The sequence below is a fragment of the Mesorhizobium sp. M0062 genome, from assembly GCF_040323125.1.
In the GTDB taxonomy this organism is placed as follows: Bacteria; Pseudomonadota; Alphaproteobacteria; order Rhizobiales; family Rhizobiaceae; genus Mesorhizobium.
Window position 1 is genome coordinate 84,768 of the sequence record NZ_JAMYUO010000022.1, and the last position, 22,847, is coordinate 107,614.

General features: G+C 63.9%; 18 protein-coding genes. 13 read left to right on the forward strand and 5 right to left on the reverse strand.

All coding sequences use genetic code 11. From position 1 onward, the window contains the following. The first annotated feature begins 727 nt into the window (after positions 1–727). From NKJ64_RS22990 to NKJ64_RS23015, 6 genes are all read left to right on the forward strand, one after another. A complete protein-coding gene (locus NKJ64_RS22990; protein ID WP_306413643.1) occupies positions 728–1,663 on the forward strand; it encodes a helix-turn-helix domain-containing protein in 936 nt (311 codons plus the stop codon). 233 nt (positions 1,664–1,896) lie between these two features. After that, positions 1,897–2,316: a hypothetical protein gene (locus NKJ64_RS22995; protein ID WP_023673694.1), complete on the forward strand. Its 420-nt coding sequence runs from the start codon at positions 1,897–1,899 to the stop codon at positions 2,314–2,316. 1 nt (position 2,317) lies between these two features. Then, positions 2,318–6,895 (forward strand): YadA-like family protein, encoded by a 4,578-nt coding sequence (locus NKJ64_RS23000; protein WP_352463411.1) that lies wholly within the window; start codon positions 2,318–2,320, stop codon positions 6,893–6,895. 9 nt (positions 6,896–6,904) lie between these two features. Beyond that, positions 6,905–7,480: an invasion associated locus B family protein gene (locus tag NKJ64_RS23005; RefSeq protein WP_023829081.1), complete on the forward strand. Its 576-nt coding sequence runs from the start codon at positions 6,905–6,907 to the stop codon at positions 7,478–7,480. 13 nt (positions 7,481–7,493) lie between these two features. Continuing rightward, the gene (locus tag NKJ64_RS23010) at positions 7,494–8,189 is read left to right on the forward strand and encodes a hypothetical protein (protein ID WP_023735546.1); all 696 of its coding nucleotides are present in this window, start codon (positions 7,494–7,496) and stop codon (positions 8,187–8,189) included. Beyond that, complete coding sequence (locus NKJ64_RS23015; RefSeq protein WP_023684561.1) at positions 8,186–8,662, forward strand: DUF4189 domain-containing protein; 477 nt, start codon at positions 8,186–8,188, stop codon at positions 8,660–8,662. The genes NKJ64_RS23010 and NKJ64_RS23015 overlap by 4 nt, the downstream gene beginning before the upstream one ends. A gap of 4 nt (positions 8,663–8,666) precedes the next feature. Here NKJ64_RS23015 and NKJ64_RS23020 read toward each other — a convergent pair whose 3' ends face one another. Both NKJ64_RS23020 and NKJ64_RS23025 read right to left on the reverse strand, forming a co-directional pair. Further along, entirely contained in the window at positions 8,667–9,536 is an 870-nt protein-coding gene (locus tag NKJ64_RS23020; protein WP_023742672.1) for an aldose 1-epimerase, read from the reverse strand. A gap of 70 nt (positions 9,537–9,606) precedes the next feature. Further along, entirely contained in the window at positions 9,607–11,151 is a 1,545-nt protein-coding gene (locus tag NKJ64_RS23025) for a helicase HerA-like C-terminal domain-containing protein (protein WP_023829082.1), read from the reverse strand. 349 nt (positions 11,152–11,500) lie between these two features. Here NKJ64_RS23025 and NKJ64_RS23030 point away from each other — a divergent pair, with 349 nt between their 5' ends. From NKJ64_RS23030 to NKJ64_RS23040, 3 genes are all read left to right on the forward strand, one after another. Next, entirely contained in the window at positions 11,501–12,943 is a 1,443-nt protein-coding gene (locus NKJ64_RS23030; RefSeq protein WP_023829083.1) for a methylmalonyl-CoA mutase subunit beta, read from the forward strand. Next, positions 12,940–15,060, forward strand: a complete 2,121-nt coding sequence (scpA, locus tag NKJ64_RS23035; RefSeq protein ID WP_352463412.1) for a methylmalonyl-CoA mutase — start codon at positions 12,940–12,942, stop codon at positions 15,058–15,060. The genes NKJ64_RS23030 and scpA overlap by 4 nt, the downstream gene beginning before the upstream one ends. A 64-nt stretch (positions 15,061–15,124) precedes the next feature. Further along, on the forward strand, positions 15,125–15,361 hold the full coding sequence (locus tag NKJ64_RS23040) for an AbrB/MazE/SpoVT family DNA-binding domain-containing protein (RefSeq protein ID WP_023754815.1): 237 nt from the start codon (positions 15,125–15,127) through the stop codon (positions 15,359–15,361). Positions 15,362–15,368: 7 nt separating this feature from the next. On the opposite strand, the gene greA is transcribed toward NKJ64_RS23040, so the two are convergent. Continuing rightward, a complete protein-coding gene (gene greA / locus NKJ64_RS23045; protein WP_023670749.1) occupies positions 15,369–15,842 on the reverse strand; it encodes a transcription elongation factor GreA in 474 nt (157 codons plus the stop codon). A gap of 138 nt (positions 15,843–15,980) precedes the next feature. Between greA and NKJ64_RS23050 the strand changes: the two genes are divergently transcribed. Further along, complete coding sequence (locus NKJ64_RS23050) at positions 15,981–17,336, forward strand: TIGR03808 family TAT-translocated repetitive protein (protein ID WP_286488912.1); 1,356 nt, start codon at positions 15,981–15,983, stop codon at positions 17,334–17,336. Here NKJ64_RS23050 and NKJ64_RS23055 read toward each other — a convergent pair. Both NKJ64_RS23055 and NKJ64_RS23060 read right to left on the reverse strand, forming a co-directional pair. Beyond that, positions 17,329–18,333 (reverse strand): asparaginase, encoded by a 1,005-nt coding sequence (locus tag NKJ64_RS23055; RefSeq protein WP_352463413.1) that lies wholly within the window; start codon positions 18,331–18,333, stop codon positions 17,329–17,331. The genes NKJ64_RS23050 and NKJ64_RS23055 overlap by 8 nt on opposite strands. A gap of 27 nt (positions 18,334–18,360) precedes the next feature. Continuing rightward, a complete protein-coding gene (locus NKJ64_RS23060; RefSeq protein ID WP_023754818.1) occupies positions 18,361–19,527 on the reverse strand; it encodes an acetyl-CoA acetyltransferase in 1,167 nt (388 codons plus the stop codon). Between the two features lie 189 nt (positions 19,528–19,716). Here NKJ64_RS23060 and betI point away from each other — a divergent pair, with 189 nt between their 5' ends. The 3 genes from betI to NKJ64_RS23075 are packed head-to-tail and all read left to right on the forward strand — an operon-like array spanning position 19,717 to position 22,846. After that, positions 19,717–20,307, forward strand: a complete 591-nt coding sequence (betI, locus tag NKJ64_RS23065; RefSeq protein WP_023670745.1) for a choline-binding transcriptional repressor BetI — start codon at positions 19,717–19,719, stop codon at positions 20,305–20,307. Between the two features lie 8 nt (positions 20,308–20,315). Beyond that, positions 20,316–21,845 carry a choline-sulfatase gene (gene betC, locus NKJ64_RS23070; RefSeq protein WP_023754819.1) on the forward strand — a complete coding sequence of 510 codons (1,530 nt, stop codon included), beginning with the start codon at positions 20,316–20,318 and terminating at the stop codon, positions 21,843–21,845. Next, entirely contained in the window at positions 21,842–22,846 is a 1,005-nt protein-coding gene (locus NKJ64_RS23075) for a threonine/serine dehydratase family protein (protein ID WP_023754820.1), read from the forward strand. Before betC ends, NKJ64_RS23075 begins: the two co-directional genes overlap by 4 nt. Position 22,847 lies beyond the last annotated feature (1 nt).

Below are 22,847 nucleotides of genomic sequence, written 5' to 3' on the forward strand. Positions count from 1 at the left end.
CAATGTTTTTTCTATCCGCGGGATGCGCTACGCTGCCTTTGGGCAGGACTATGGGGGATACAAATTACCGTCCGGATTTCCGGGTTGGCTGTTTGCACGGCACGGAATTTCGATGGGCTGGCAAAGCGGCTGAGGCAAGGCTGAATGAAAAATGCGGGCGAGGTTCAGGAACGCAGCGCAGGCGCCGATCGGGTCGATCGGCACGCCCTCGGACATAATCCCCGAAAATGCCAATCCCAGAAGAGCAACCATGCGGGGGAGCGGGATATGCTCTGTCCGCAGCCCTGGATCGCTCCCGGAGGGTCGCCATCGCCGAAGTCGCCTACCTCGCGGGATTTTCGGATCAAGGCCATTTGGCCACCGCCATGAAGAAGCACAAGGGAAAGAAGCCATGATTCGGGCGATAACTGCTGCCGGATCGTCCGTGGCAATGACAGATAGTCGACCAGCTCTGTCAATGGCCGCGCGGTCTATATTCGGAATACAACGCTGGATTGCGACGGCACACTATGCACAATAACTAGGCAAAACGGTAAGATAAGATCGGAAAATAGTCAGGTAGCCTTGGCTAAAAATTCAAACCTGTAAATTTATAGTCAAAATCCTGGTAAAATTTTCATTTGAGCTCAAATTCTTCTTTGCAATATAAAGCAGCATCTGTAGGATTCGAAGGAACGCCCAGGAGCAAACGTGAATTCTGGGCGCCTCGATACAGCACAGGATTGGATTGATCGGCGCAGCAGTGGCAGAGACGAAGATGCAACATAGAGGCAACGTCCAGGAAAGCGCCGGGACAGAGCGGCGGCGCGCGGATCGTCGCATCTTCGACGGAATTCCGGAAAGCGCGGGGCGCTACCTGGTCACGTTTCGAGGCGGCGCGGCACATGTCGTTCATGGGCCGGGATCACACACATTCAAAGCGGCGGAACATTTCGCTTCGGTTCTGCTTACACCCTCACCAGGGATTGCGGCATCGCTGGGCAGCGACAAAGTCCACGAATACGACGGCGACGTCGGCATGATCATGATCGTCCCAGCCGACCTCGGCGGCAAGGTGACTCGGTCATCCACCACGGAAAGCGTAATCGTGGCGCTCACCCCCGAGAGTCTCTTCGAGCTGGCAACGCGTGAATTCGACACCGGCCATGCCGAGCTTCAGCCGCCGCCGTACGGGACCGTCGACTTCCAAGCGCTGCAACTCGCGCAGTTGCTGAAGGCGGAACTGACGGATCGGGAAACTCCAAACGAGTTCTATATCGATTCGTTGGTCACCATGTTCGGCGTCCATTTGCTTCGGAACTACGCAGGAGCGCGAAAGTTGCCACAAGCCCCAAAGGGCGGTCTGTCGAACCGCAGCGCCCGGCGGGTGCGCGAATTCCTGGAGGTAAATTTTTCCAGCAAAATCGCGGTGGCCGAGCTGGCCGCACTCTGTGGCCTTTCGCCGAGCCATTTCATCCTGGCATTCACCAAGACCTTTGGCGAGCCGCCGCACAAATACCTGCTGCGGCTGCGTCTCGATTTCGCCGAAAAACTTCTCATCGAGAGCGACCTGTCGATTGCGGAAGTCGCTCATCTCAGTGGATTCTCGGACCAGAGCCACTTGACAGTCACCATGTCCAGATACCGGAACAGAACCCCCAGGCAGGTGAAGCTGCAACGTTAACGACTGTTGCGGCGCGCATGATTGTCCGCGGCGATACCTCGATTGATCTTCAGTATAGTCGAAGGTTGTGTGGCAGAGCAGTCACAGTTGTCGCGCAGGGACCAAATACCGGATTTTCCTACAAAGATTCCGGATTATTCCAAAATACCTGCACCGCGAATGTGCTCATGGTCGCGATTGAAGTCATTTGGGGCGGGGGAGCAACCAGATGATACAGCATGTCGGATTGTCCCATGGACATTCAATTCGCGGAAATCGAGGTCTTCGCGCCTAAGGCCGAAGCGGCCTGGGCTGCACTGCAACGCCAATACGCCAGCCGGATCAGCGCTGCGGAACTCGACCATCTCCTGGCCTGTTTCGTGCTTGGACTGACCTCTCCGGCTTGTGGTGAAGGCGATCCGGGATTTCATTTCGATCTCTGCCGCGCGCTGGTGGCGGTAAACCTGCCGCCGGAACGGACGGAGGCTGCACTGCATGCGGTTCCAGAACCGACGCAGCCATGGGTCGCGAGCGCCTATCAGCTGATTGAAAAACAAGGCGCGAAGGTCGGTCTCTCGTTGCGGGAGAAGACGCGCAATTTCGAAGATTTTTTGGCCACCGAGGCGAATGGTGCGGCACATCAGAGCGCCTCGGCAATTGCGAGGAAAAACTAGCATGACCAAACGCGTCGAGGGGCGGAGAAGGATCGAACTTTCTTCAAGCTTTGTCGGAAACTGGATCGCGGGCGCGGCCGACAGCCGCTCGGTGCGGCGCCGCCTGATGGCGGTGCTGCGCAACGCGTGCCGCGTGCTCGGCATGCGACGCAAATGTCTGGGGCTTGGCACGCTGGGCAGCGGCAGAATTGCGGCAGCGGCGCTGGGTGCAATCGCATTCGGGAGCATCGCCACCCCGGCGTCCGCGCAGTATGCCGCCGGCGGCGGCACCGCGACGGCCAGTGGCTCAGTCGCTATCGGCCCGGCCGCGACGGCCTCTCAGCTCAATGCTGTTGCGATCGGGACCCGGTCTGTCGGGTCAACGCAATACGCAGTGGCAATCGGCCAGGATGCGCAGGCCACAGGCACCGGCGGCGCGGTGGCGATCGGCGGCGGCGCGATTTCAAACAACATCAATACGGTAGCCATTGGCGTTCAGTCCGACGCCACTGCGGCCGGGGCCAGCGCACTGGGCACAAACTCCCACGCTTCGGGATCGAACTCCACCGCGGTCGGTGTCGGCGCCACGGCCAGCAACAATTATGCGTTCGCCACTGGCTACGGGTCGGTAGCCAGCGCCCAATACGCATACGCCATGGGCTATCAGTCCAGTGCTAGTGGCCTGCGCGGTATGGCGCTTGGATATCAAGCAACCCAGAGCGGAATCGATTCCCTTGCCCAAGGTACCAACGCCAATGCAGGCAGTCAAAACGCCATCGCGATAGGCTTCCAGTCGGTCGCGTCCGATATCAACTCTATCAATATCGGCGCGCGCACCGTTGCGGGGTCAGGGGCCTTGGCCCAAGGCGCCATCGCCCTTGGCACGGATGTCACAGCAAATCAGCAAAACGCCCTTGCCATTGGCGTCCTGACCAAAGCAACGGGAACGAACGCCGCAGCGGTGGGTAGAGGAGCCAGTGCATGGGGCAACCAGTCCATCGCATTCGGCACGGGCGCGCAGGCGGGCGTTCAGGCCAACACGGCTGTGCCCAACAGCATCGCGATCGGTACCAATTCGCTCTCTTCGGGCGCTTTCGCCACGGCGATGGGTGCTACCTCGGTTGCGAGTGGCTCCGCCAGCACAGCGATCGGCAACACGGCTGTCGCCAGCGGCGCGAACGCCTCCTCATTCGGGTCCGGCGCGAATGCGACGGGAGACAATTCTCTTGCCGCCGGTGTCAGCGCCGCCGCTAGCGGGATTGCCAGCACCGCGCTCGGCATCGGCTCCAAGGCCAGTGCCACCAACGCCGTGGCGATCGGTAATGCTGCGGTCGCCAATTCCGCCGACGCGGTTGCCATCGGCACGGCCGCGACGGCCACGGGCGGCAAGGCTGTCGCCATTGGCGCCGGCAACACGGCTTACGGCAACGGCGCGGTCTCCATCGGCGATCCGAGCTATGCCAGCGGCACCGGCGCCTTCACCGGCGGCGCCAACAACATCGCCAACAGCGACGGCACGGCAACCGCCACAGCCGCAAACCAGGCCGCAGGCGCGGTTGCCATCGGCAACAACAACAAGGCCGTCGGGCAAGGCTCCGTGGCGCTGGGCAATGGCTCGACGGCGGGTGCAGCCGGCCTTGCCGGCAATGTCGCGCTGGGCAACGGCGCGACGGCGACGGCAAGCTCCGGCGACGTAGCGCTCGGTTCGGGCTCGGTGACCGCGACGGCGGTCGGCACCAGCGGCGCGACGATCGGCGGCACGGCCTACAGCTTCGCCGGCACGACGCCGACGAGCACTGTCAGCGTCGGCGCGCTCGGCGCGGAGCGGACCATCACCAATGTCGCGGCGGGCCGGCTCAGCAACTCGTCGACCGACGCGATCAACGGCTCGCAGCTGTTTGCGACCAACCAGCAGGTGACGCAGAACACGGCGGCGATCGCCGCCAACACCGCCGACATCACCAATCTCGGCAACACGATCAACAGCATCAGCACCGGCGGCGGCATCAAGTATTTCCATGCCAACTCGACGGCGGCGGATTCGTTGGCAACGGGCACGGACTCCGTCGCCATCGGACCGGTCTCCACCGCGACGGGGACGAACGCCATCGCGGCGGGTGTCAATTCGAGCGCCTCCAATGCCAACGCCTCGGCCATTGGCAGCGGCGCCGTCGCATCGGCGCTTGACGCAACGGCTATGGGATACATATCCAAGGCTTCGGGCCAATACAGCACCGCGGTCGGCGCCAACGCCAATGCTACTGCCACGTCCAGCACCGCGATCGGACAGAACGCGTTTGCGACCGGCTTTCAGGCAACCGCTCTCGGCGTAGGAGCGAATGCCGGCGCCCAGAATGCAATCGCGCTGGGCGCCCTCGCCAACGCCAGCAACGCCGGCGACGTGGCGCTCGGCTCGGGCTCGGTAACCGCCGCGGCGGTCGGCACCGCCGGCACGACGATCGGCGGCGTCGCCTACAACTTCGCCGGCACGACGCCGGCAAGCACCGTCAGCGTCGGCGCGGTCGGCGCGGAACGCACCATCACCAATGTCGCGGCGGGGCGGCTCAGCAATTCGTCGACCGACGCGATCAACGGCTCGCAGCTCTTCGCCACCAACCAGCAGGTGACGCAGAATACGACCGACATCGCCGCCAACACCGCCGACATCACCAATCTCGGCAACACGATCAACAGCATCAGCACGGGCGGCGGCATCAAGTATTTCCACGCCAATTCGACGCTGGCGGATTCGCAGGCGCTGGGGACGGATTCCGTTGCCATCGGCCCGAATGCCGTGGCCAACAATGCCGGCGACGTGGCGATCGGCGCGAATGCGGTGTCGACCGCGACCACGGCGGTCGGCGGCACCACGATCGGCGGCGTTGCCTACACCTTCGCCGGAACCACGCCGGCGGGAGCGTTTTCGGTCGGCTCGGTGGGCGCGGAACGCCAGATCCAGAATGTCGCGGCCGGGCAGTTGAGCGGCTCCTCGACCGATGCGGTCAACGGCTCGCAGCTGTTTGCGACCAACCAACAGGTGACGCAGAACACCACCGATATCGCCGCCAATACTGCTGACATCACCAATCTCGGCAATTCGATCAGCACTATTACCGGCGACACCTCGCTGGCCTACACCGACGCCAATGGCGACGGCATCCGCTATGTGCGCACCAACGACAGGACGCTTGCCGTCGCGGACTCCTTCGCGCAAGGGATCGGCTCTTCCGCCCTGGGCTACCAGGCGACCGCGAGCGCCGACAATGCGCTGGCGCTCGGCCGCGACACCCAGGCCAGCGTCATCGGCGGCGTGGCGCTCGGCGCCGGCTCGGTTTCGGATCGGGCGGTCGCGCCCGTATCGGGATCGATCCTCTCCGGCACCGGCCTCATTCCCTACAACACCGCGGACATGAGCCTGCTCGGCGCCGTCTCGGTCGGCACCTCCACCTCCTATCGCCAGATCATCAACGTGGCCGACGGGACGCAGGACCAGGACGCGGTCACGCTTCGCCAGTTGAAGGGCGCGCTGAGCTCGTTCGCGGTGACGGGGAGCCTGTACTTCCACGCCAATTCGACGGCCGCGGATTCGCTTGCGGTCGGCGTCGATTCGGTTGCGGTCGGTCCGCGCACCACCGTCAATGGCGACAACGGCATCGGCATCGGCAATGGCGCCATCGTGCAGCAGACGGCGCCGGGAGGCATCGCGATCGGCCAGAATTCGACGGTCAACCAGGCCGACAGCATCGCCCTCGGCACCAACGCGACCACCAACGGAGCGCAGGCGGTGGCGCTCGGCGCCGGCGCAAAGGCCAACGAGCCGGGCAGCGTCGCGCTCGGCGCGGGCTCGACGACGGCGGCGGCGGTCGCCACCACCGGCACAACGATCAACGGCGTTGCCTATACCTTCGCCGGAACAGCTCCGACGAGCACGGTCAGCGTCGGCACCGTCGGCAACGAGCGCACCGTCACCAATGTCGCGGCGGGCCGGATCAGCGGCACCTCCACCGACGCCATCAACGGCAGCCAGCTCTTCGCCACCAACCAGGCGGTCGAAGCCATGCAGGGTAGCGTCGGCGACCTGAATCAGTTCGCCGTCCAGTACGACAAGGACGGGAACGGCAACAAGTCCAACTCGATTACCCTTGCCGGCGGCGACCCGAACACGCCGGTGGTCATCCACAATGTCGGGCCGGGCGTTGCCAACACCGATGCGGTCAATGTTCAGCAGTTCAACAGCGGGTTAGCACTCAACCTGGACAATTCGAAGAACTACACCAACCAGGTGGCGGCCACCACGCTGCAGCAAGCCAATGCGTATGCGGACTCCAAACTCAGCCAGCTCAACATGGACATGGGAGAGGTCAGGGGCGAGGCGCGCCAGGCTGCGGCAATCGGCTTGGCGGCCGGCTCGCTGCGCTACGACGATCGTCCCGGCAAGCTGAGCGTGGCCGCCGGCGGAGGCTATTGGCGCGGTGAAGGCGCCCTGGCCTTCGGCGCCGGCTACACCAGCGAGGAAGGACGTGTTCGAGCGAACCTGTCCGGTACGACGGCAGGCGGACACTGGGGTGTCGGCGCGGGCGTCAGCCTTACGCTGAACTAGAGCCCGGCCATGATCAGGCAGGCAGTCCTTGCTGTCGCGATATCCATGACGTCAATGCTCCTGTCCGGCTCGTTAGCGGCCGGGCAGGAAGCGATCCCTTCCGGCTACAGGGTAAAACCTTCCGACGTAGCGATCCCTGCGGATGCGAAGCTTGGCGAATATCAACGGACCACCCGTCCTTTCGAGAACTGGACGCTGATCTGCGACGAGAACCTGAAGGCGCGCCAAAAGGTCTGCAATGTCACCCAGATCATCGAGGACCAGGCAGGACAGGTTGCGTTCAGCTGGTCGCTTGCCGCCACCAAGGAAGGCAACCCCTACATGATCTTGCGCGCCCCGCCGATCGCCAAGAGCGACGCTCCTGTCTCGCTGACATTCGAGGGGCGCAAGGAGCCGATAAAAATTCAACTCGACGGATGCAATCAGGCCGTCTGCGTCGGCATGCTGCCGGTTGGTCCGATCATGCGCGAACAGATTTCGAAGGCCGCGGCATCCGTCATCTCCTTTCCGACCACGGATGGCAGAACGATCAACGTAACCGCGACCCTCAAGGGCTTGGCCGCGGCCGTTGCGGCGATCAATTGACGAGGCAATCGCGATGAACCAGCAATCGATCCATGACCGGATAATGGCCCGCAACCAGGGAAAGGATGCTGTCCGGGTCGGCATCGAAGACCGGAGCAGACCGCAACGAAATCGCGCGAGGACCGCTGTCTTCTCGTTGCTCGCCATTGCCGTCGTCGCCACGGCCGGCTTCGCGGCCATGCGCTACGACCTGCTCCACAATTTATTGCCGCAGCCGGCGGTCGCGGAGACCAACCAGCCCAATCCGGCCCTGGCCGAGACGCCATTTCTGCAACACGCCAAAGAGGCAGGCTTGCAGTCTTGTTCCAACATTTTCCCAGCCCTTGGGCAGATGCTGACAACCGGCACGACGTACAGCGTCCAGTCGATCTGGAACAACGAGGCCCCCGACAAACACCTCGTGGAAGCCCTGGTCGGCATGAACTACGCCACACAGGGCTACAGCGGCCCGGCGGCAGGTCTGGTGTTCGCGGCACCCACCGCATCCGTTTGCGAAGGTACGATGGTCAGGGTGGCGCCATTCGCGGCCAATTGCGCCGATGTTCCGGCCCTGCTTCCGAAAGACAGCAAGCTCGCCAACAATCTTGGACAAATCAGCGTCTATGAACTGGCCAATGGAGGGGGCAACGCGATGCTGCTGCCAACCGGCAACAGCTGCGTCGTCATTTCCGTGGCCTCGGCAGCAGGAAAACAAGGAGGCGTACAATGAGGGTTAATTCCGCTATTGCGGCGGTCGGCATGCTGTTGCTTTGCGCCGGGCGGCTGGGCGCGGCGGACCTAGCCCCGGCGGCGGACGTGCCCGAGCCGCCGGCCCAGGAGGAGAGAGGCATCTGGGCGGCGATCGCCTATTCGAGCCCCGACGAGAAGCACGGCTTCTTTTGGGGCGCCGACAAGCGGCAGGAGGCGATGGACATCGCGCTGAAGCATTGCCAGAACGCCGGCGGCGGCAGCTGCGCCGTGGTCAGCGTATTCCGCAATCATCGCCATTGGGACGATGACGACAATACCGGCTTTCCCTACAAGCATTGCGGCGCCCTCGCCGTAGGCGAGAAGCCGGAAGGGCGGCTGACCAGTTGGGGCGCCGAGACGGCGCAAACACGCCGGGATGCCGAAGACCTGACACTGCAGGCGTGCGAGCGGAACGGACAAAAATGCAAGATCCGCGAGTGGGTGTGCACATGACGCATCAGAGCGAAGCAGCGGAACGCCAATCGAGGCGCATGTTTGCACTCAGCGTAGCGCCGTGCTCAAGCGGGGTCAGCCCTTTGCCGTGATGCGCATCGACGGTATGCGACACCGGCTCGAAGCAGAAGAAATCGGCATCCTGTGACGGCGAATAGAGGATGAAGACGTCGAGCAATGGCGAGGCGGTGAGCGAGATAGCGATCCTGTCCTCGGGCCGGGTGATCCTGGCGCGGCGGTCCCAGCCGTCGAAGGCGTTGTTGACCCAGCTCCGCGGCAACAGGGAGGCGTTCGAGAAATTCCACGCGGGGTAATCGGCCACCGGCGCCACGCCGACCGGCAGATGATGCTTGTCCTCCAGCCAGACCCGCGCCGCCTTCGCCTCGAGCGTCGTTCCGGCGCTGCGCGGGAACCACGGATGAAAGCCGAGCCCGTAAGGCAGGCGAATGCCGGTGCGATTCTCCACCGTGAGCGTGGCATCCAAGGCCCCGTCATGCAGCGCATAGGCGACCCGCGCCGTATATCGGTAGGGGCCGATTTCACCGGCGTCGAGGACCAGTTCTGCCTCGGTGGCGCTGTGGCTGGCAATCCGCCACTCCCTCTGGAAGCCGTCGCCATGGATTGGAAAGGCCTCCCCCGGCACGTTCGGCTCGATCGCATGGAAGCGGCCGTCGAAGGCGAAACCGCCGCCTGAGATGCGGTTCGACCAGGGAACCAGAAGCTGGCAGCCGGAGGCGCCGGTGCCATCGTCGGGGCGGAGCAGCGGCACCGTTGCGCCGCAGACCAGTGCGTCGAAGCGGGCGATCGCCGCGCCCTTTTGCGGCGCCAGGACCAGACGGGCGCTGTCGTCGCGCAGTTCCAGGAGGCCGGCCATCCCTACCAACCGCCGTCAATAGCGATATTTTGGCCGCTGATCATGTCCGAGGCGGGCTGGCTGACACTTTTCACCGCCCCCTGGACAGGCTGCCCAGAATCCCGCGCACGATCGCGCGGCCGACCGACGAGCCGACCGAGCGCACCACCGCTTTGATCGCGGCTTCGGCCACCGTGTGGCGGTTGGACGGCCGTGGTGCAGGGGCCCGGCGATCGCCTGATTGCTGCGGCGGCGGATCGTCATTGCCGAAGCCCGGAATGGTCCAGCGCGAGCGCCCGCTGTCGGTCTGCTGCGCCTGCTCGTCCTGCGCATCCTTGGCTTTCTTCTGCAGCATCTCGAAGGCCGATTCGCGGTCGATGGTCTGGTCGTACTGGCCGGCGACCGGGCTCTGGTCGATCAGCTTGCGGCGCTCGTCCGCCGTGATCGGGCCAAGCCTGGACGACGGCGGCCGGATCAATGTCCGCTGCACCATGGACGGCACGCCCTTGACCTCCAGCGTCGAGACCAGCGCCTCGCCGGTGCCGAGCTGGGTGATGGCGGTGGCGCAGTCGAAATCGGGATTGGGCCGGAAGGTGTCGGCGGCGGTCTTGACCGCCTGCTGCTCACGCGGCGTATAGGCGCGCAGCGCGTGCTGCACACGGTTGCCGAGCTGGGCGAGAACCTTTTCAGGGATGTCCAAAGGGTTCTGCGTGACGAAATAGACGCCGACGCCTTTCGAACGGATCAAGCGAACCACCTGCTCGACGCGGTCGATCAGCACCTTCGGCGCCTCGTCGAAAAGCAGATGCGCCTCGTCGAAGAAGAACACCAGCTTCGGCTTTTCGGGATCGCCGACCTCGGGCAATTGCTCGAACAGTTCCGACATCAGCCAGAGCAGGAAGGTGGCGTAGAGCCTGGGGTTCATCATCAGCCTGTCGGCAGCGAGCACGCTGATGGCGCCGCGGCCGTCGCGGGTGGTGCGCATGATGTCGGCGATGCGCAAAGCCGGTTCGCCGAAGAAATGCGCCGCGCCCTGCTGTTCCAGCACCAGAAGCGTGCGCTGGATTGCGCCGACCGACGGCTTGGTGACATTGCCGTAGCGCGAGCTGATCTCTTCGGCGCGCGCTGCGATGTTGGCCAGCAGCGCTTGCAGATCCTTCATGTCGAGCAGCAGCAGGCCATCCTCATCGGCGATGCGGAAGGCGATGTTCATGATGCCTTCCTGCGCTTCGGAGAGGTTCATCAGCCGCGACAGAAGCAGCGGCCCCATTTCCGAGACGGTGGCGCGGATCGGATGGCCCTGCTCGCCGAACAGGTCCCAGAAGATGACCGGGAATTCCTGGAAGTCGTAAGGGTCGAGCTTGACCTGCTCGGCCCGCTTGACCAGGAAATCCTGCGCCTTGCCCATCATGGCAATGCCGGACAGGTCGCCCTTGATATCGGCGCAGAACACAGGCACGCCGGCATTGGAAAACCCCTCGGCCAGGATCTGCAGGCTGACTGTCTTGCCGGTGCCGGTGGCGCCGGTGATCAGGCCATGGCGGTTCCCATATTGCAGCAAGAGCTGTTCGGCGCGCTGATAGCTGTCGTCGGGCTTGCGGCTGGCGCCGAGGAAAATGCTGGTGTCGTCAGCCATATGACCATGTCTCCGCAAACTGATGTGTTAAAAGCCTGTGGCCGTGCCGCAGGGTATAGTCAGGCCATTGCGCAGCGACAATGCTATTCTCCAATTGGGCTATCCATCCAGTTGGCTATTCATCCAGATTGGGCCAATCGTCTAAATTGAACCAATCCTCCAAATCGGTTTTTGGAACTTGCGGATTTTGCCGCTGTTTGGCAATCGTTCCATGGTTCGTCCACGCAGGCTGCCCTATGTCAGGGAAGCGAATCCCAACCGCGCAAGCGCATTGCATTGCGATATCTGGCAGGGAACCGTAGACTGGACGGCTGACGCTGGTGCGGCCGCATAAAAACGAGGAACATGGATGGGCGCCGGAGCCTTGACCAGGAGCATCGAACCCGCTGACGTCGAGCGCCAGCGTTGGCTGGCCTTGGCCGAAAAGGCGCTCGCCGGCGCCTCCTTCGAGGAAAAACTGGTCTCGCATACCGACGATCAGATTCGCATCGAACCGCTCTACGATCGCGCCGGCGGCGCCGAGCCGCTTGTGCGCGCCAACCCCAAATTGCCCTGGATTGTCAGCCAGCGCATTGACGATCCCGATATCGGCCGCGCCAAGACGCAGGCCCTGGACGATGTGGCACAAGGCGCGACGGGATTGTCGCTTGTCTTCGAGGGTGCTCCGAATGCGTTCGGCTATGGCCTGCCGAGGACGGCGCAGGCGCTGGAGACGGTGCTGGACGGCGTACCGCTAAACCGCACGCAGATCCGCATCGACGCCCATCCCTGGAGCCGTGCCGTTGCCGACTGGCTGGTAGCGTTCCTGAGCAAGCGCCGCTCCGACCCGGCAAAGCTGAACCTCTCCTTCGGCATCGACCCGGCGGCAATCTTTGCCGGAACCGGCCGGCTGCGCATGTCGATCGAGGCGTTGCAGGCATCGATGCCGCAATCGCTGGCGCATTTCTTCTCGCTGGGCGTGCCGGGTGTGCTGCTGGAGGCAGACGGGCGGGTGTTCCACAATGCCGGCGCCACGGAGGCGCAGGAACTCGGCACCATGCTCGCTTCCGCCGTGTCCTACCTCAGGATGTTCGAGGATGCGCGCCAGCCGCTTGTCTATGCCGCTCCCCATATCGGCTTTGCGCTGAGCGTCGACCAGAACCAGTTCCTGTCCATGGCCAAGGTCCGGGCCTTGCGCAGGCTGTGGGCACGTATCCAGGAAACCTGTTCCATCCCGGCATCGACAGCCAACATCCATGCCGAGACGTCGTTCCGCATGATGACGGCGGCGGATGCCGAAACCAACATCCTGCGCACCACCATTGCCAGCTTTGCAGCGGCAGCAGGCGGCGCGGACTCGATCTCCACCCTGCCACACACCATCGCCCACGGGCTGCCGGCCGGCTTTGCCCGCCGCATCGCCCGCAATGCGCAGTTGATCATGGCCAATGAAAGCCATGTCGACCATGTCGCCGACCCAGCCTTGGGGTCGGGCGCAGTCGAGGCGCTGACCCTGGGCCTGTGCGAAGCGGCGTGGGAAGAGTTCCAGCGGATCGAAGCGGAAGGCGGCGTTCTGGCAAGCCTGCAGCAAGGGCATATCCAGAAGCGCGTCACGGCAGCATCCGAGCGCCGCGCCGAGGCCTACCGGTCGGGTGAACGGGTAATCATCGGCACCACGCTTTACCCGCTGAAAAACGATGCCCCGGTCGAGACGCTGGCGGCTGAGCGGCGGCCGCCTTTCACAGAGGGCGTGGCGGTGTGCGAGGCGCTGTTTCCGGTCCGCATCGACCAGGCAATCGGAGCCGCACAGTGATCCCGGATTTCAGCCATATTGGCTGGTCGGCGCCACGGCGCGCGCCGGTCGAGGTCAAGGGCCAGCGGCTGACGCCGGAAGGCATCGCCGTCAGGCATCTCTACGGCCAGGGCGATCTCAAGGGGCTTCCGCATCTCGACACCTATCCGGGAATGCCGCCCTTCGTGCGCGGTCCCTACCCGACCATGTATGTCCAGCAGCCGTGGACGATCCGGCAATATGCCGGCTTCTCGACGGCCGAGGAATCCAACGCCTTCTACCGGCGCAATCTCGCCGCCGGCCAAAAGGGCCTTTCGGTCGCTTTCGATCTGCCCACCCATCGCGGCTATGACAGCGACCATCCGCGCGTTGCCGGCGATGTCGGCATGGCGGGCGTGGCCATCGATTCCATCCTCGACATGCGGCAATTGTTCGACGGCATTCCGCTGGGCGAGATGACGGTGTCGATGACCATGAACGGCGCGGTGCTGCCGATCATGGCGCTCTATATCGTCGCGGCCGAAGAACAGGGCGTTGCTCAGAAGGATCTCGCCGGCACCATTCAGAACGACATTCTGAAGGAGTTCATGGTCCGCAACACCTACATCTATCCGCCGAAGCCCTCGATGCGGATCGTGTCTGACATCTTCTCCTATACCTCCCAGCACATGCCGAAGTTCAATTCGATCTCGATCTCCGGCTATCACATGCAGGAGGCCGGCGCGACCGCGGACCTGGAGCTCGCCTACACCATCGCCGACGGCATCGAATATGCCCGCGCCGGCGTCGCCGCCGGGCTCGATATCGACCGTTTCGCCCCGCGGCTTTCCTTCTTCTGGGCGGTCGGCATGAACTTCTTCATGGAGATCGCCAAGCTCCGCGCGGCGCGCCTGTTGTGGGCGACCCTGATGCAGAAGAATTTTGCACCGAAGGATGAACGCTCGCTGTCGCTGCGCACCCATTGCCAGACCTCCGGCTGGTCGCTGACGGCGCAGGACCCCTACAACAACATCACCCGCACCATGATCGAGGCGATGGCGGCGACGCAGGGACATACCCAGTCGCTGCACACCAACTCGTTCGACGAGGCGATGGCGCTGCCGACCGACCACTCCGCGCGCATCGCCCGCAACACGCAGCTGATCCTGCAGAAGGAATCCGGCACCACCCGCATCATCGATCCGTGGGGCGGCTCGGCCTATATTGAACGGCTGACGCATGATCTGGCGGCGCGTGCGCTCGCCCATATCGAAGAGGTCGAGGCGCTTGGCGGCATGGCGGCGGCAACCGAACAGGGCATTCCAAAACTGCGCATCGAGGAAGCGGCGGCGCGCACGCAGGCGCGTATCGATTCCGGCGAGCAGATACTGGTTGGCGTAAACGCGCATCGCCCCGAGAACGACATCGACGTCGACGTGCTGAAGATCGACAATGCCGAGGTCAAGGCCCGGCAATTGTCGAAGCTGCAGAACCTGAAAGGCACGCGCAATGTCGGCGCGGTCGAGAGCGCGCTCGATGCGCTGACCCGCGCTGCGCAGGGTAACGAAAACCTGCTGGAATTTGCCATCCGCGCCGCGCGCGCCAATGCCACGGTCGGCGAGATCTCGCTGGCGCTCGAAAAGGTCTTTGGCCGTCACGTCGCCTCGGTGCAAACGATCTCCGGCGTTTATCGCAATGCGCTTGGCGACAATCTGACGGTCGACCGATTGCTGGAGAAGCTCGAAGCTTTCGAGAAGAAGTCCGGCGGCAAGCCGCGCATCCTGGTCGCAAAGATGGGACAGGACGGCCACGACCGTGGCCAGAAGGTGATCGCCACGGCCTTCGCCGATCTCGGCTTCGACGTCACGGTCGGCGCGATGTTCCAGACACCCGACGAGATCGCCAGGCTGGCGGTGGCGCAGGACGTCCATGTCATCGGCGCCTCATCGCTGGCGGCGGGGCACCTGACGCTGATCCCCGAACTACGCGACGCGCTGAAGAAGCTCGGCCGCAGCGACATGCTGATCGTCGCCGGCGGCGTCATCCCGCCGCAGGATTACGGCGCAATGCTGGAAGCGGGTGCCGCGGAAATCTTCCCGCCAGGGACGGTTATCCCGGAGGCTGCGGATCGGTTGCTGGACCGGCTGCTGGCGGGCTGATTGAAACAGTTGCACTGCTTATCAAAGTTGCGTTACAATATCGGGCGCAACCTATGGTATAGCTATGAACACCATCATTCACGGACTTGAGGACGGATCGGGCGTTGTAATCCTGCCGCGGGAAACGCTCGACAGCTTGGGCCTGCAGGTGGGCGATGAACTCCAGATCATCGAAACCGACGACGGCATCATCCTAAGGCCGGTGCCGTGTGACGACGTCGAACGGCAAATGCTTGCTGCTCGCGGTGTCATGGACAAGTATGAGCCCGCGTTGCGAAAGCTGGCTGTGCAAATAGGGTGAGCTGGCGTCAGGCGTCCGACAGCTTGACGATTTCCCATTCCTTGCCGTTGACGCTTGCGACGTCGCCGACCTTCTTGCCGAACAGCGCCACGGCCATTGGCGAGACGTGTGAGATGCTGCCCTTTGAGGGGTCGGCCTCGTCCTCGCCGACGATCTTCCAGTGCACTTTCTTGCCGTCATCGCTTTCCAGCGTGACACCCATGCCGAAGCGCACCTGGTCGCTGCCCGGTTCCGGCACGGAAAGCTCGGCGCTTTCGCGGCGCGCTGTCCAGTAGCGCAGGTCGCGCGAGACGACGGCAATGCGCTCGCGATCGGCTTTTCGCTCGGCTTTCGCCAAAATGTCGCGCAGATCGGCCAGATTGTCCTCGATCATCGCCAGGCCGCGCTCCGTCACCAGATTGCGGTGTTGGCTGATCGGCCGCTCGCCGATGCCGGCAATGGCGTTTTCGCTGTCTTCCTCGCGGGTAAAAGCTCTGCTCATCGGATAAACTTAGGCCCGCTTCCGTGACTGCACAAGCCACTTGCCGGACCAGGTCATTGGCCGGACTATGGCCGAGCGGAGACCTATGCGGCTGGCCCAATTCCTGCGATCAGCCGGATGATCGCAAGGGATGTGCCGATGTTGAACAGACGAACGCTTCTGCAGGGGACGGCCGGCTTTGCCGTGCTCGGCCTTTCGGTGGGCAACGCCTTGGCGAAAACGGCGGTGCGCGGCTCGATCAACGCCGCCGAGCTTGGCGTGGAACCGGACGCACCGGACGACCAGAGCAAGGCCTTTGCCAGGATGCTAGCCGAGGCAAGCCAGCGCAATGCGCCGGTGTTCCTGCCGCCGGGCACCTATGTCGTGTCCAACCTGACCCTGCCCGCCCGCGTCAGGCTTTCGGGCGTGCCGGGCGCCTCGCGCATCCTCTATGGCGGCAATGGCCATTTGCTGACGGCCGAACAGGCCGAGCATATAGAGTTCACCGCATTGGTCTTCGACGGCGCCAACGGCGGGTTGGCCGACGATGCGCAAGGCCTGCTCGACCTGCGCCGCGTCGCCCATCTCGTCATCGACAATTGCACGATCACCGGCAGCTGCAAGCATGGGCTGGCGCTGGAGCATGCGTCGGGCCGCGTCGAGCGCTCCGAGATTTCGGGGGCTGCGGACGCCGGCATCTACTCCGTCGAGGCCGCTGGCCTGGCGATATCCGATAATGCCGTATCCGACTGCGGCAATGGCGGCATTCTTGTCCATCGCTGGCAGCAGGCCGAGGACGGCACGATCGTCAGCGGCAACCGCGTGCAGCGGATCGGCGCGCGCAGCGGCGGCACCGGGCAGAACGGCAATGGCATCAACGCATTCCGTGCCGGCAATGTCTCCGTCACCGGCAACATCGTCTCGGACTGCGCCTTCTCGGCGATCCGCGCCAACAGTTCAAGCAATCTGCAGATGACCGGGAACACCTGCTCGCGGTCGGGCGAAACCGCGCTCTATTCCGAATTCTCCTTCGAAGGCGCCATCATCGGCAACAACATCGTCGATGGTGCCGCTAACGGCATCTCGATTGTCAATTTCAACGAGGGCGGCCGTATGGGTGTCTGCTCGAACAACATCGTGCGCAACCTCTCGACCACCGGCCCCTACCCCGCCGACGCGCCGGGCTTCGGCGTCGGTATCAGCGTCGAGGCCGACACCACCGTCTCGGGCAATGTCATCGAGAACGCGCCGCTCTACGGCATGCAGATCGGCTGGGGCGCCTATATGCGCAATGTTGTGGCGACGGGAAACATCATTCGTCAGGCCGGAACCGGCATCGCCGTCACTGTGGTCGAGGGCGCTGGGAACGCCATCATCTCCGACAACGTCATCGACGGCGCCGAGAACGGCGCCATCATCGGCCAGCGCTGGGCCGAACGGGCGACCGGCGACCTCGCGCGGTCGAGCGATAGCGGCTATGCGCACCTGACGGTCGAGCGAAACAGGGTCAGCTGAGCGTCGTCGTCGGCCGCAGCGAGCCGACCTTGGCGCCGATGCGGCTTTCGATCGGCGGATTGGCCCGCTCCAGAAGGTTCGCCGCCAGTGCGCCGTCGGCGCTGAGAAGTTTTGCCAGCACAGCAGCAATCATCACCTCGGCGGCGCGGCCGGCGCCGTCATCACATTTCAGCGCGATGCCGAGGCCAAGCTCCGGAACGGCAGCGCAATAGACGCCTTCGGCGCCCGTCTTGACGAAGATGCGGCTGGGCGCGGCCTGCATCAGCGCCACATCGGCCTTGCCGGTGCCGGCGACCAGGAAAGGCTCGGCCATGCAGGCAGACAGCAGGCGTTTGGCCGCCTTGGCACGCTCAGGGCCAAAGCTCCTGCCCGTAGCCATGCGGGCAAAGCCAAGGGCAAAACTTTTCAGCGGCACGGCATAGGTGGGGATCGAGCAGCCATCGGTTGCCCGGTGATCCGCATCGTGGGCAGCGCCGGTCACCGCCTGCATGGCGTCGCGCACCATCTCCTGCAAACCATGGCCTGCCTTGACGTAGCCTTGGTGGGCAATCCCTGAGTGCACGCAGGTGCAGAGAAATCCGGAATGCTTGCCCGAGCAATTGTTGTGCAGTGCGTTCGGCGAGACGCCTGTGCGGGCCAGTGCGATCGTCGCGTCGTGGCTCGACGGCCAATGCGCGCCGCATTCCAGCGCCGACTTGTCGAGGTCGGCCTTGGCCAGCATCGCCTGCGCCAGTTCGACATGCGCGGGTTCGCCTGAATGTGAAGCGCAGGCCAGCGCCAGTTCGCGGTCGCCGAAGCCATAGGCATCGGCGGCACCCGTTTCGACCAGCGGCAGCGCCTGGATCGCCTTGACCGCCGAGCGCGGAAACACCGGCCGTGCCGTATCGCCGATCTCCAGGACAGGCTTGCCGTCACCGTCAAAGATTGCGACAGCGCCGCGATGGGCGCTCTCGACGATCGCGCCGCGCAAGACTTCGACCAGAACCGGATTTGTCATCACCACCCCGAAAAATACGGGCCGCTTCTACCTGATCCGGTCGAGGATGGAAACGTAGTTGGCGACGGCAGCGCCACCCATGTTGAAGATGCCGCCAAGCTTTGCGTCCGGCACCTGGATGCCGCCTGCTTCGCCGGTCAACTGCATGGCGGTCAGCACATGCATCGACACACCGGTGGCGCCGATCGGATGGCCCTTGGCCTTCAGCCCGCCCGAAGGGTTGACCGGCAGCCTGCCGTCTTTTGCAGTCGTGCCGTCTAGCGCCAGCCTGCCGCCCTCGCCCGGCTTGGCTAGGCCCATCGCCTCATATTCGATCAGCTCGGCAATGGTGAAGCAGTCATGCGTCTCGACGAAGGAGAGGTCGTCGAGCGTCACGCCGGCCTTCTTCAAAGCGTGGTTCCAGGCCTGCTCGCAGCCTTCGAAGGACAGGATGTCACGCTTCGACATCGGCAGGAAATCCTGGACATGCTCGTTGGCGCGGAAGGCGACGGCGCGGCGCATCTTCAGCGCCGTCGAGGTGTCGGTGAGCACAAGAGCGGCGGCGCCATCGGAAACCAGGGAGCAATCGGTGCGCTTCAGCGGACCGGCGACGAAGGGGTTCTTCTCGCTTTCCTGGCGGCAGAATTCGTAACCGAAATCCTTGCGCATCTGCGCGTACGGATTGTCGACGCCGTTCTTGTGGTTCTTGGCGGCGATCATCGCCAGCGCGTCCGACTGGTCGCCATAACGCTGGAAATAGGCCTGCGCGATCTTGCCGAAGACGCCAGCGAAACCGGCCGGCGTGTCGCCCTCCTCCGGCAGATAGGAAGCCTTGAGCAGGTTCTTGCCGATCTCGGGGCCGGGGGTCGTCGTCATCTGCTCGGCACCGACCACCAGCACGATGCGGGCGGCATTGGCGTCGATGGCGCGGATGCCTTGGCGGACCGCTGCCGAACCCGTGGCGCAGGCGTTCTCGACCCGCGTCGCCGGCTTGAAGCGCAGCCGGTCATCGGCCTGCAGCACCAGGCTGGCGGTAAAATCCTGAGGGGAGAAGCCGGCGTTGAAATGGCCGAGCACGATCTCGTCGACCTCATCCGGGCCAATGCCGGCATGGTCGAGCGCGTCGACCGCGACCTTTGTGATCAGGCCCTCGAGCGTCTCGCCTTCAAGCTTGCCGAAGCGCGAATGCGCCCAGCCGACGATGCATGCGGTCATGGCAACCTCCGTTCGCCGCAAGCCTAACATGTCATAGCGCGGCATCAGCCTCTAATATTGTTCAACAGTGAACCGTTTTCCAGTCCAAAGGATGGGCCAGGGCAACATGATCGGTTGATCCGAGCGCGAGTTTTTTATTGATTGATCCGTCAATAAAAAATAATCTCTGTTTTGATCTGGATCTCCCCAATGCCGAAGGTCGGAATGGAACCGTTGCGCCGCAAGGCGCTCATCGACGCGACGATCTCGGCGATCGGCGAGCGCGGCTCGCTTGATGTGACCATGTCGGAGATCGCCGGACGGGCGGGCGTGTCGTCGGCCCTGGCCCACCACTATTTCGGCGCCAAGGACGAACTGCTGCTGGCAACGATGCGGCACATACTGGCCGAGCTGACCATCGACATGCGGCGCGCCCTGCAATCCGCCGGCTCGCCGCGCGAACGCGTCTCGGCGGTGGTCGCCGTCAACTTCTCCGACATCCAGTTCCGGCCGGAAACCATCGCGGCCTGGCTCGCCTTTTATGTCGAGGCCCAGAAATCATCGGCCTTGCGCCGGCTGCTCAGGGTCTATGCGCGGCGGCTGCATTCCAACCTGATGAGCGGACTGATCGGCATACTGCCGCGCAACGAAGCCGACCGCGCGGCGGAAGCGGTCGCGGCGATGATCGACGGGCTGTACATCAGGCGCGCGCTGAAGGACGGCGTGCCGGATGCTCAAACCGCGATCGCGCTGGTCGAAGATTATCTCGAAATCAAACTCGGCGGGCGACAGACACAGTGACAGCCTCAGTGATATCAAGGCGACCCAACATCCTGATCGTCATGGTCGATCAGCTCAACGGCACGCTGTTTGCGGACGGGCCGGCGGACTTCCTGCATGTGCCGCATCTCAAGGCGCTGGCCGCACGCTCGGCGCGCTTCGGCAACAACTACACGGCCTCGCCGCTTTGCGCGCCGGGCCGCGCCGCTTTCATGAGCGGGCAATTGCCGTCGCGCACCCAGGTCTATGACAACGCCGCCGAATTCGCTTCCTCGATCCCGACCTATGCGCATCATCTGCGCAGCGCCGGCTACTACACCTGCCTGTCGGGCAAGATGCATTTCGTCGGGCCGGACCAGTTGCACGGTTTCGAGGAGCGGCTGACCACCGACATCTATCCCGCCGATTTCGGCTGGACGCCGGATTACCGCAAGCCCGGCGAGCGCATCGACTGGTGGTATCACAATCTGGGCTCGGTCACCGGCGCCGGCGTTGCCGAGATCACCAACCAGATGGAGTATGACGACGAGGTCGCCTTCCACGGGGTGCAAAAACTCTACGATCTTGCCCGCACCTCCGAGGACGAGGCCAGCCGGCCCTGGTGCCTGACGGTTTCCTTCACCCACCCGCACGACCCCTATGTCGCACGGCGGCAATATTGGGAATTCTATAAAGACTGTCCGGCGCTTGAGCCGGAGGTGGGATTCATCCCCTATGCCCATCAGGACCCGCATTCGCAACGGCTTTACCGGGCCAGCGACTACGACAGTTTCAACATCACGCCGGAGCAGATCCGCCGCTCGCGGCGCGGCTACTACGCCAACATCTCCTATCTCGACGACAAGGTCGGCGAGCTGATGTCAGTGCTGGAGCGAACGCGCATGCTGGACGACACCATCATCCTGTTCTGCTCCGACCATGGCGACATGCTTGGCGAGCGCGGCCTGTGGTTCAAGATGAATTTCTTCGAGGGCTCGGCGCGAGTACCTTTGATGATCGCCGGCAAAGGCATTCCTGCAGGGCTGGTCGAGGCGCCGGTCTCCAACCTCGACGTGACGCCGACATTGTGCGATCTCGCCGGCATCGACATCTCTGCCATCGCGCCGTGGACCGATGGCCAGTCGCTGCTGCCGCTGCTTGATGGCGAGCCGCGCACCGCGCCGGTGCTGATGGAATATGCCGCCGAGGGCTCCAACGCGCCGTTGGTGGCGATCCGCGACGGCCGCTACAAATTCATCCATTGCGAGATCGACCCGCCGCTTCTGTTCGATCTCGAAGCCGATCCGCAAGAACGCACCAATCTTGCCGCCGATCCGGCGCATGCCGATCTGGTGGCCGCCTTCACAGGAGCAGTGCGGGCGCGCTGGGACATGGCGGCCTTCGATGCCGCGGTGCGCGTCAGCCAGGCGCGGCGCTGGGTGGTTTATCCCGCGCTGCGCAACGGCACGCATTACCCCTGGGAGTTCCAGCCACTGCAGAAGGCGTCGGAACGCTACATGCGCAACCACATGAACCTCGACAATCTCGAGGAACAGAAACGCTTTCCGCGAGGCGAATGATGACAATTGTCCCCTCCCTCGAGCACCTCAGACAGGCCTATGCCGTGACGTCGAAGGCGACGCAGATCACGCCTTTGCTGGAATCGACAGCCTTGGCCAAGGAGACGGGTGCGGCCCGCGTCTTCATCAAACCGGAATCGCTGCAATGGGCGGGATCGTTCAAGGTGCGCGGGGCCTATTGGCGGTTGAAGCGGCTGTCGCCGGATGAGGCCAGAAAAGGCGTCGTCGCCTACTCCTCCGGCAATTTCGCGCAAGGGTTGGCGGCTGCCGGCCAGGCGCTCGGCATTCCCGTCACCATCGTCATGCCGATCGACGCGCCGGCCGCCAAGCGCGATGCGACCGCAGGTTATGGCGCGCGCGTCGTGCTGACCGATCATGGCGAGCGCGCCCGTGAAGAGGTCGCAGCCGCCAAGGCCCGCGAGATTGCCGAGACCGAAGGGCTGGCGTTGCTGCATCCATTCGACGATCCGGAGATCGTTGCCGGCCAGGCCGGCGCCGGGCTCGAAGCGCTCGAACAACTCGAGGCAAAGGACGCCAGTGCCGACCTTCTGTTCTGCTCAGTCGGCGGCGGCGGACTGATCGGCGGCATGTCGCTCGCCTTCCACTATCTGTCGCCAGCAACCGAGATCATCGGCGTCGAGCCGGAAGGCTTCAACGGCATGGGTGCATCGCTAGCGCATGGCGCCATCGAGACCATGCCGATCGCGCCGAAATCGATTTGCGACGGGCTGATGTCGCGGCGGCCGGGCGACGCGCCGTTCGCGGCGGTCAAGACCGCCGGCGTGCGCGGCATCACCGTCGACGACCAATCGGTTAGGCGGGCAATGAAGATCGCCTTCGAACGGATGAAGCTGGTGCTCGAGCCGTCAGGCGCCGCCTCTCTGGCGGCGCTGCTCGGCGGCAAGGTGGATGTGGCGGGTAAAACGGTCCTGGTCATGGCTACCGGCGGCAATGTCTCGCTCGCCGATTTTATTTCGCATATGAACGATGGGCGCATGTGAA

Excerpts from the sequence above, each read along its gene's own strand:
- NKJ64_RS22995 (WP_023673694.1), top strand. The coding sequence starts at position 1,897 with ATGGACATTCAATTCGCGGAAATCGAGGTCTTCGCGCCTAAGGCCGAA.
- NKJ64_RS23000 (WP_352463411.1), top strand. The coding sequence starts at position 2,318 with ATGACCAAACGCGTCGAGGGGCGGAGAAGGATCGAACTTTCTTCAAGC.
- NKJ64_RS23005 (WP_023829081.1), top strand. The coding sequence starts at position 6,905 with ATGATCAGGCAGGCAGTCCTTGCTGTCGCGATATCCATGACGTCAATG.
- NKJ64_RS23010 (WP_023735546.1), top strand. The coding sequence starts at position 7,494 with ATGAACCAGCAATCGATCCATGACCGGATAATGGCCCGCAACCAGGGA.
- NKJ64_RS23015 (WP_023684561.1), top strand. The coding sequence starts at position 8,186 with ATGAGGGTTAATTCCGCTATTGCGGCGGTCGGCATGCTGTTGCTTTGC.
- NKJ64_RS23020 (WP_023742672.1), bottom strand. The coding sequence starts at position 9,536 with ATGGCCGGCCTCCTGGAACTGCGCGACGACAGCGCCCGTCTGGTCCTG.
- NKJ64_RS23025 (WP_023829082.1), bottom strand. The coding sequence starts at position 11,151 with ATGGCTGACGACACCAGCATTTTCCTCGGCGCCAGCCGCAAGCCCGAC.
- NKJ64_RS23030 (WP_023829083.1), top strand. The coding sequence starts at position 11,501 with ATGGGCGCCGGAGCCTTGACCAGGAGCATCGAACCCGCTGACGTCGAG.
- NKJ64_RS23040 (WP_023754815.1), top strand. The coding sequence starts at position 15,125 with ATGAACACCATCATTCACGGACTTGAGGACGGATCGGGCGTTGTAATC.
- greA (WP_023670749.1), bottom strand. The coding sequence starts at position 15,842 with ATGAGCAGAGCTTTTACCCGCGAGGAAGACAGCGAAAACGCCATTGCC.
- NKJ64_RS23050 (WP_286488912.1), top strand. The coding sequence starts at position 15,981 with ATGTTGAACAGACGAACGCTTCTGCAGGGGACGGCCGGCTTTGCCGTG.
- NKJ64_RS23055 (WP_352463413.1), bottom strand. The coding sequence starts at position 18,333 with ATGACAAATCCGGTTCTGGTCGAAGTCTTGCGCGGCGCGATCGTCGAG.
- NKJ64_RS23060 (WP_023754818.1), bottom strand. The coding sequence starts at position 19,527 with ATGACCGCATGCATCGTCGGCTGGGCGCATTCGCGCTTCGGCAAGCTT.
- betI (WP_023670745.1), top strand. The coding sequence starts at position 19,717 with ATGCCGAAGGTCGGAATGGAACCGTTGCGCCGCAAGGCGCTCATCGAC.
- NKJ64_RS23075 (WP_023754820.1), top strand. The coding sequence starts at position 21,842 with ATGATGACAATTGTCCCCTCCCTCGAGCACCTCAGACAGGCCTATGCC.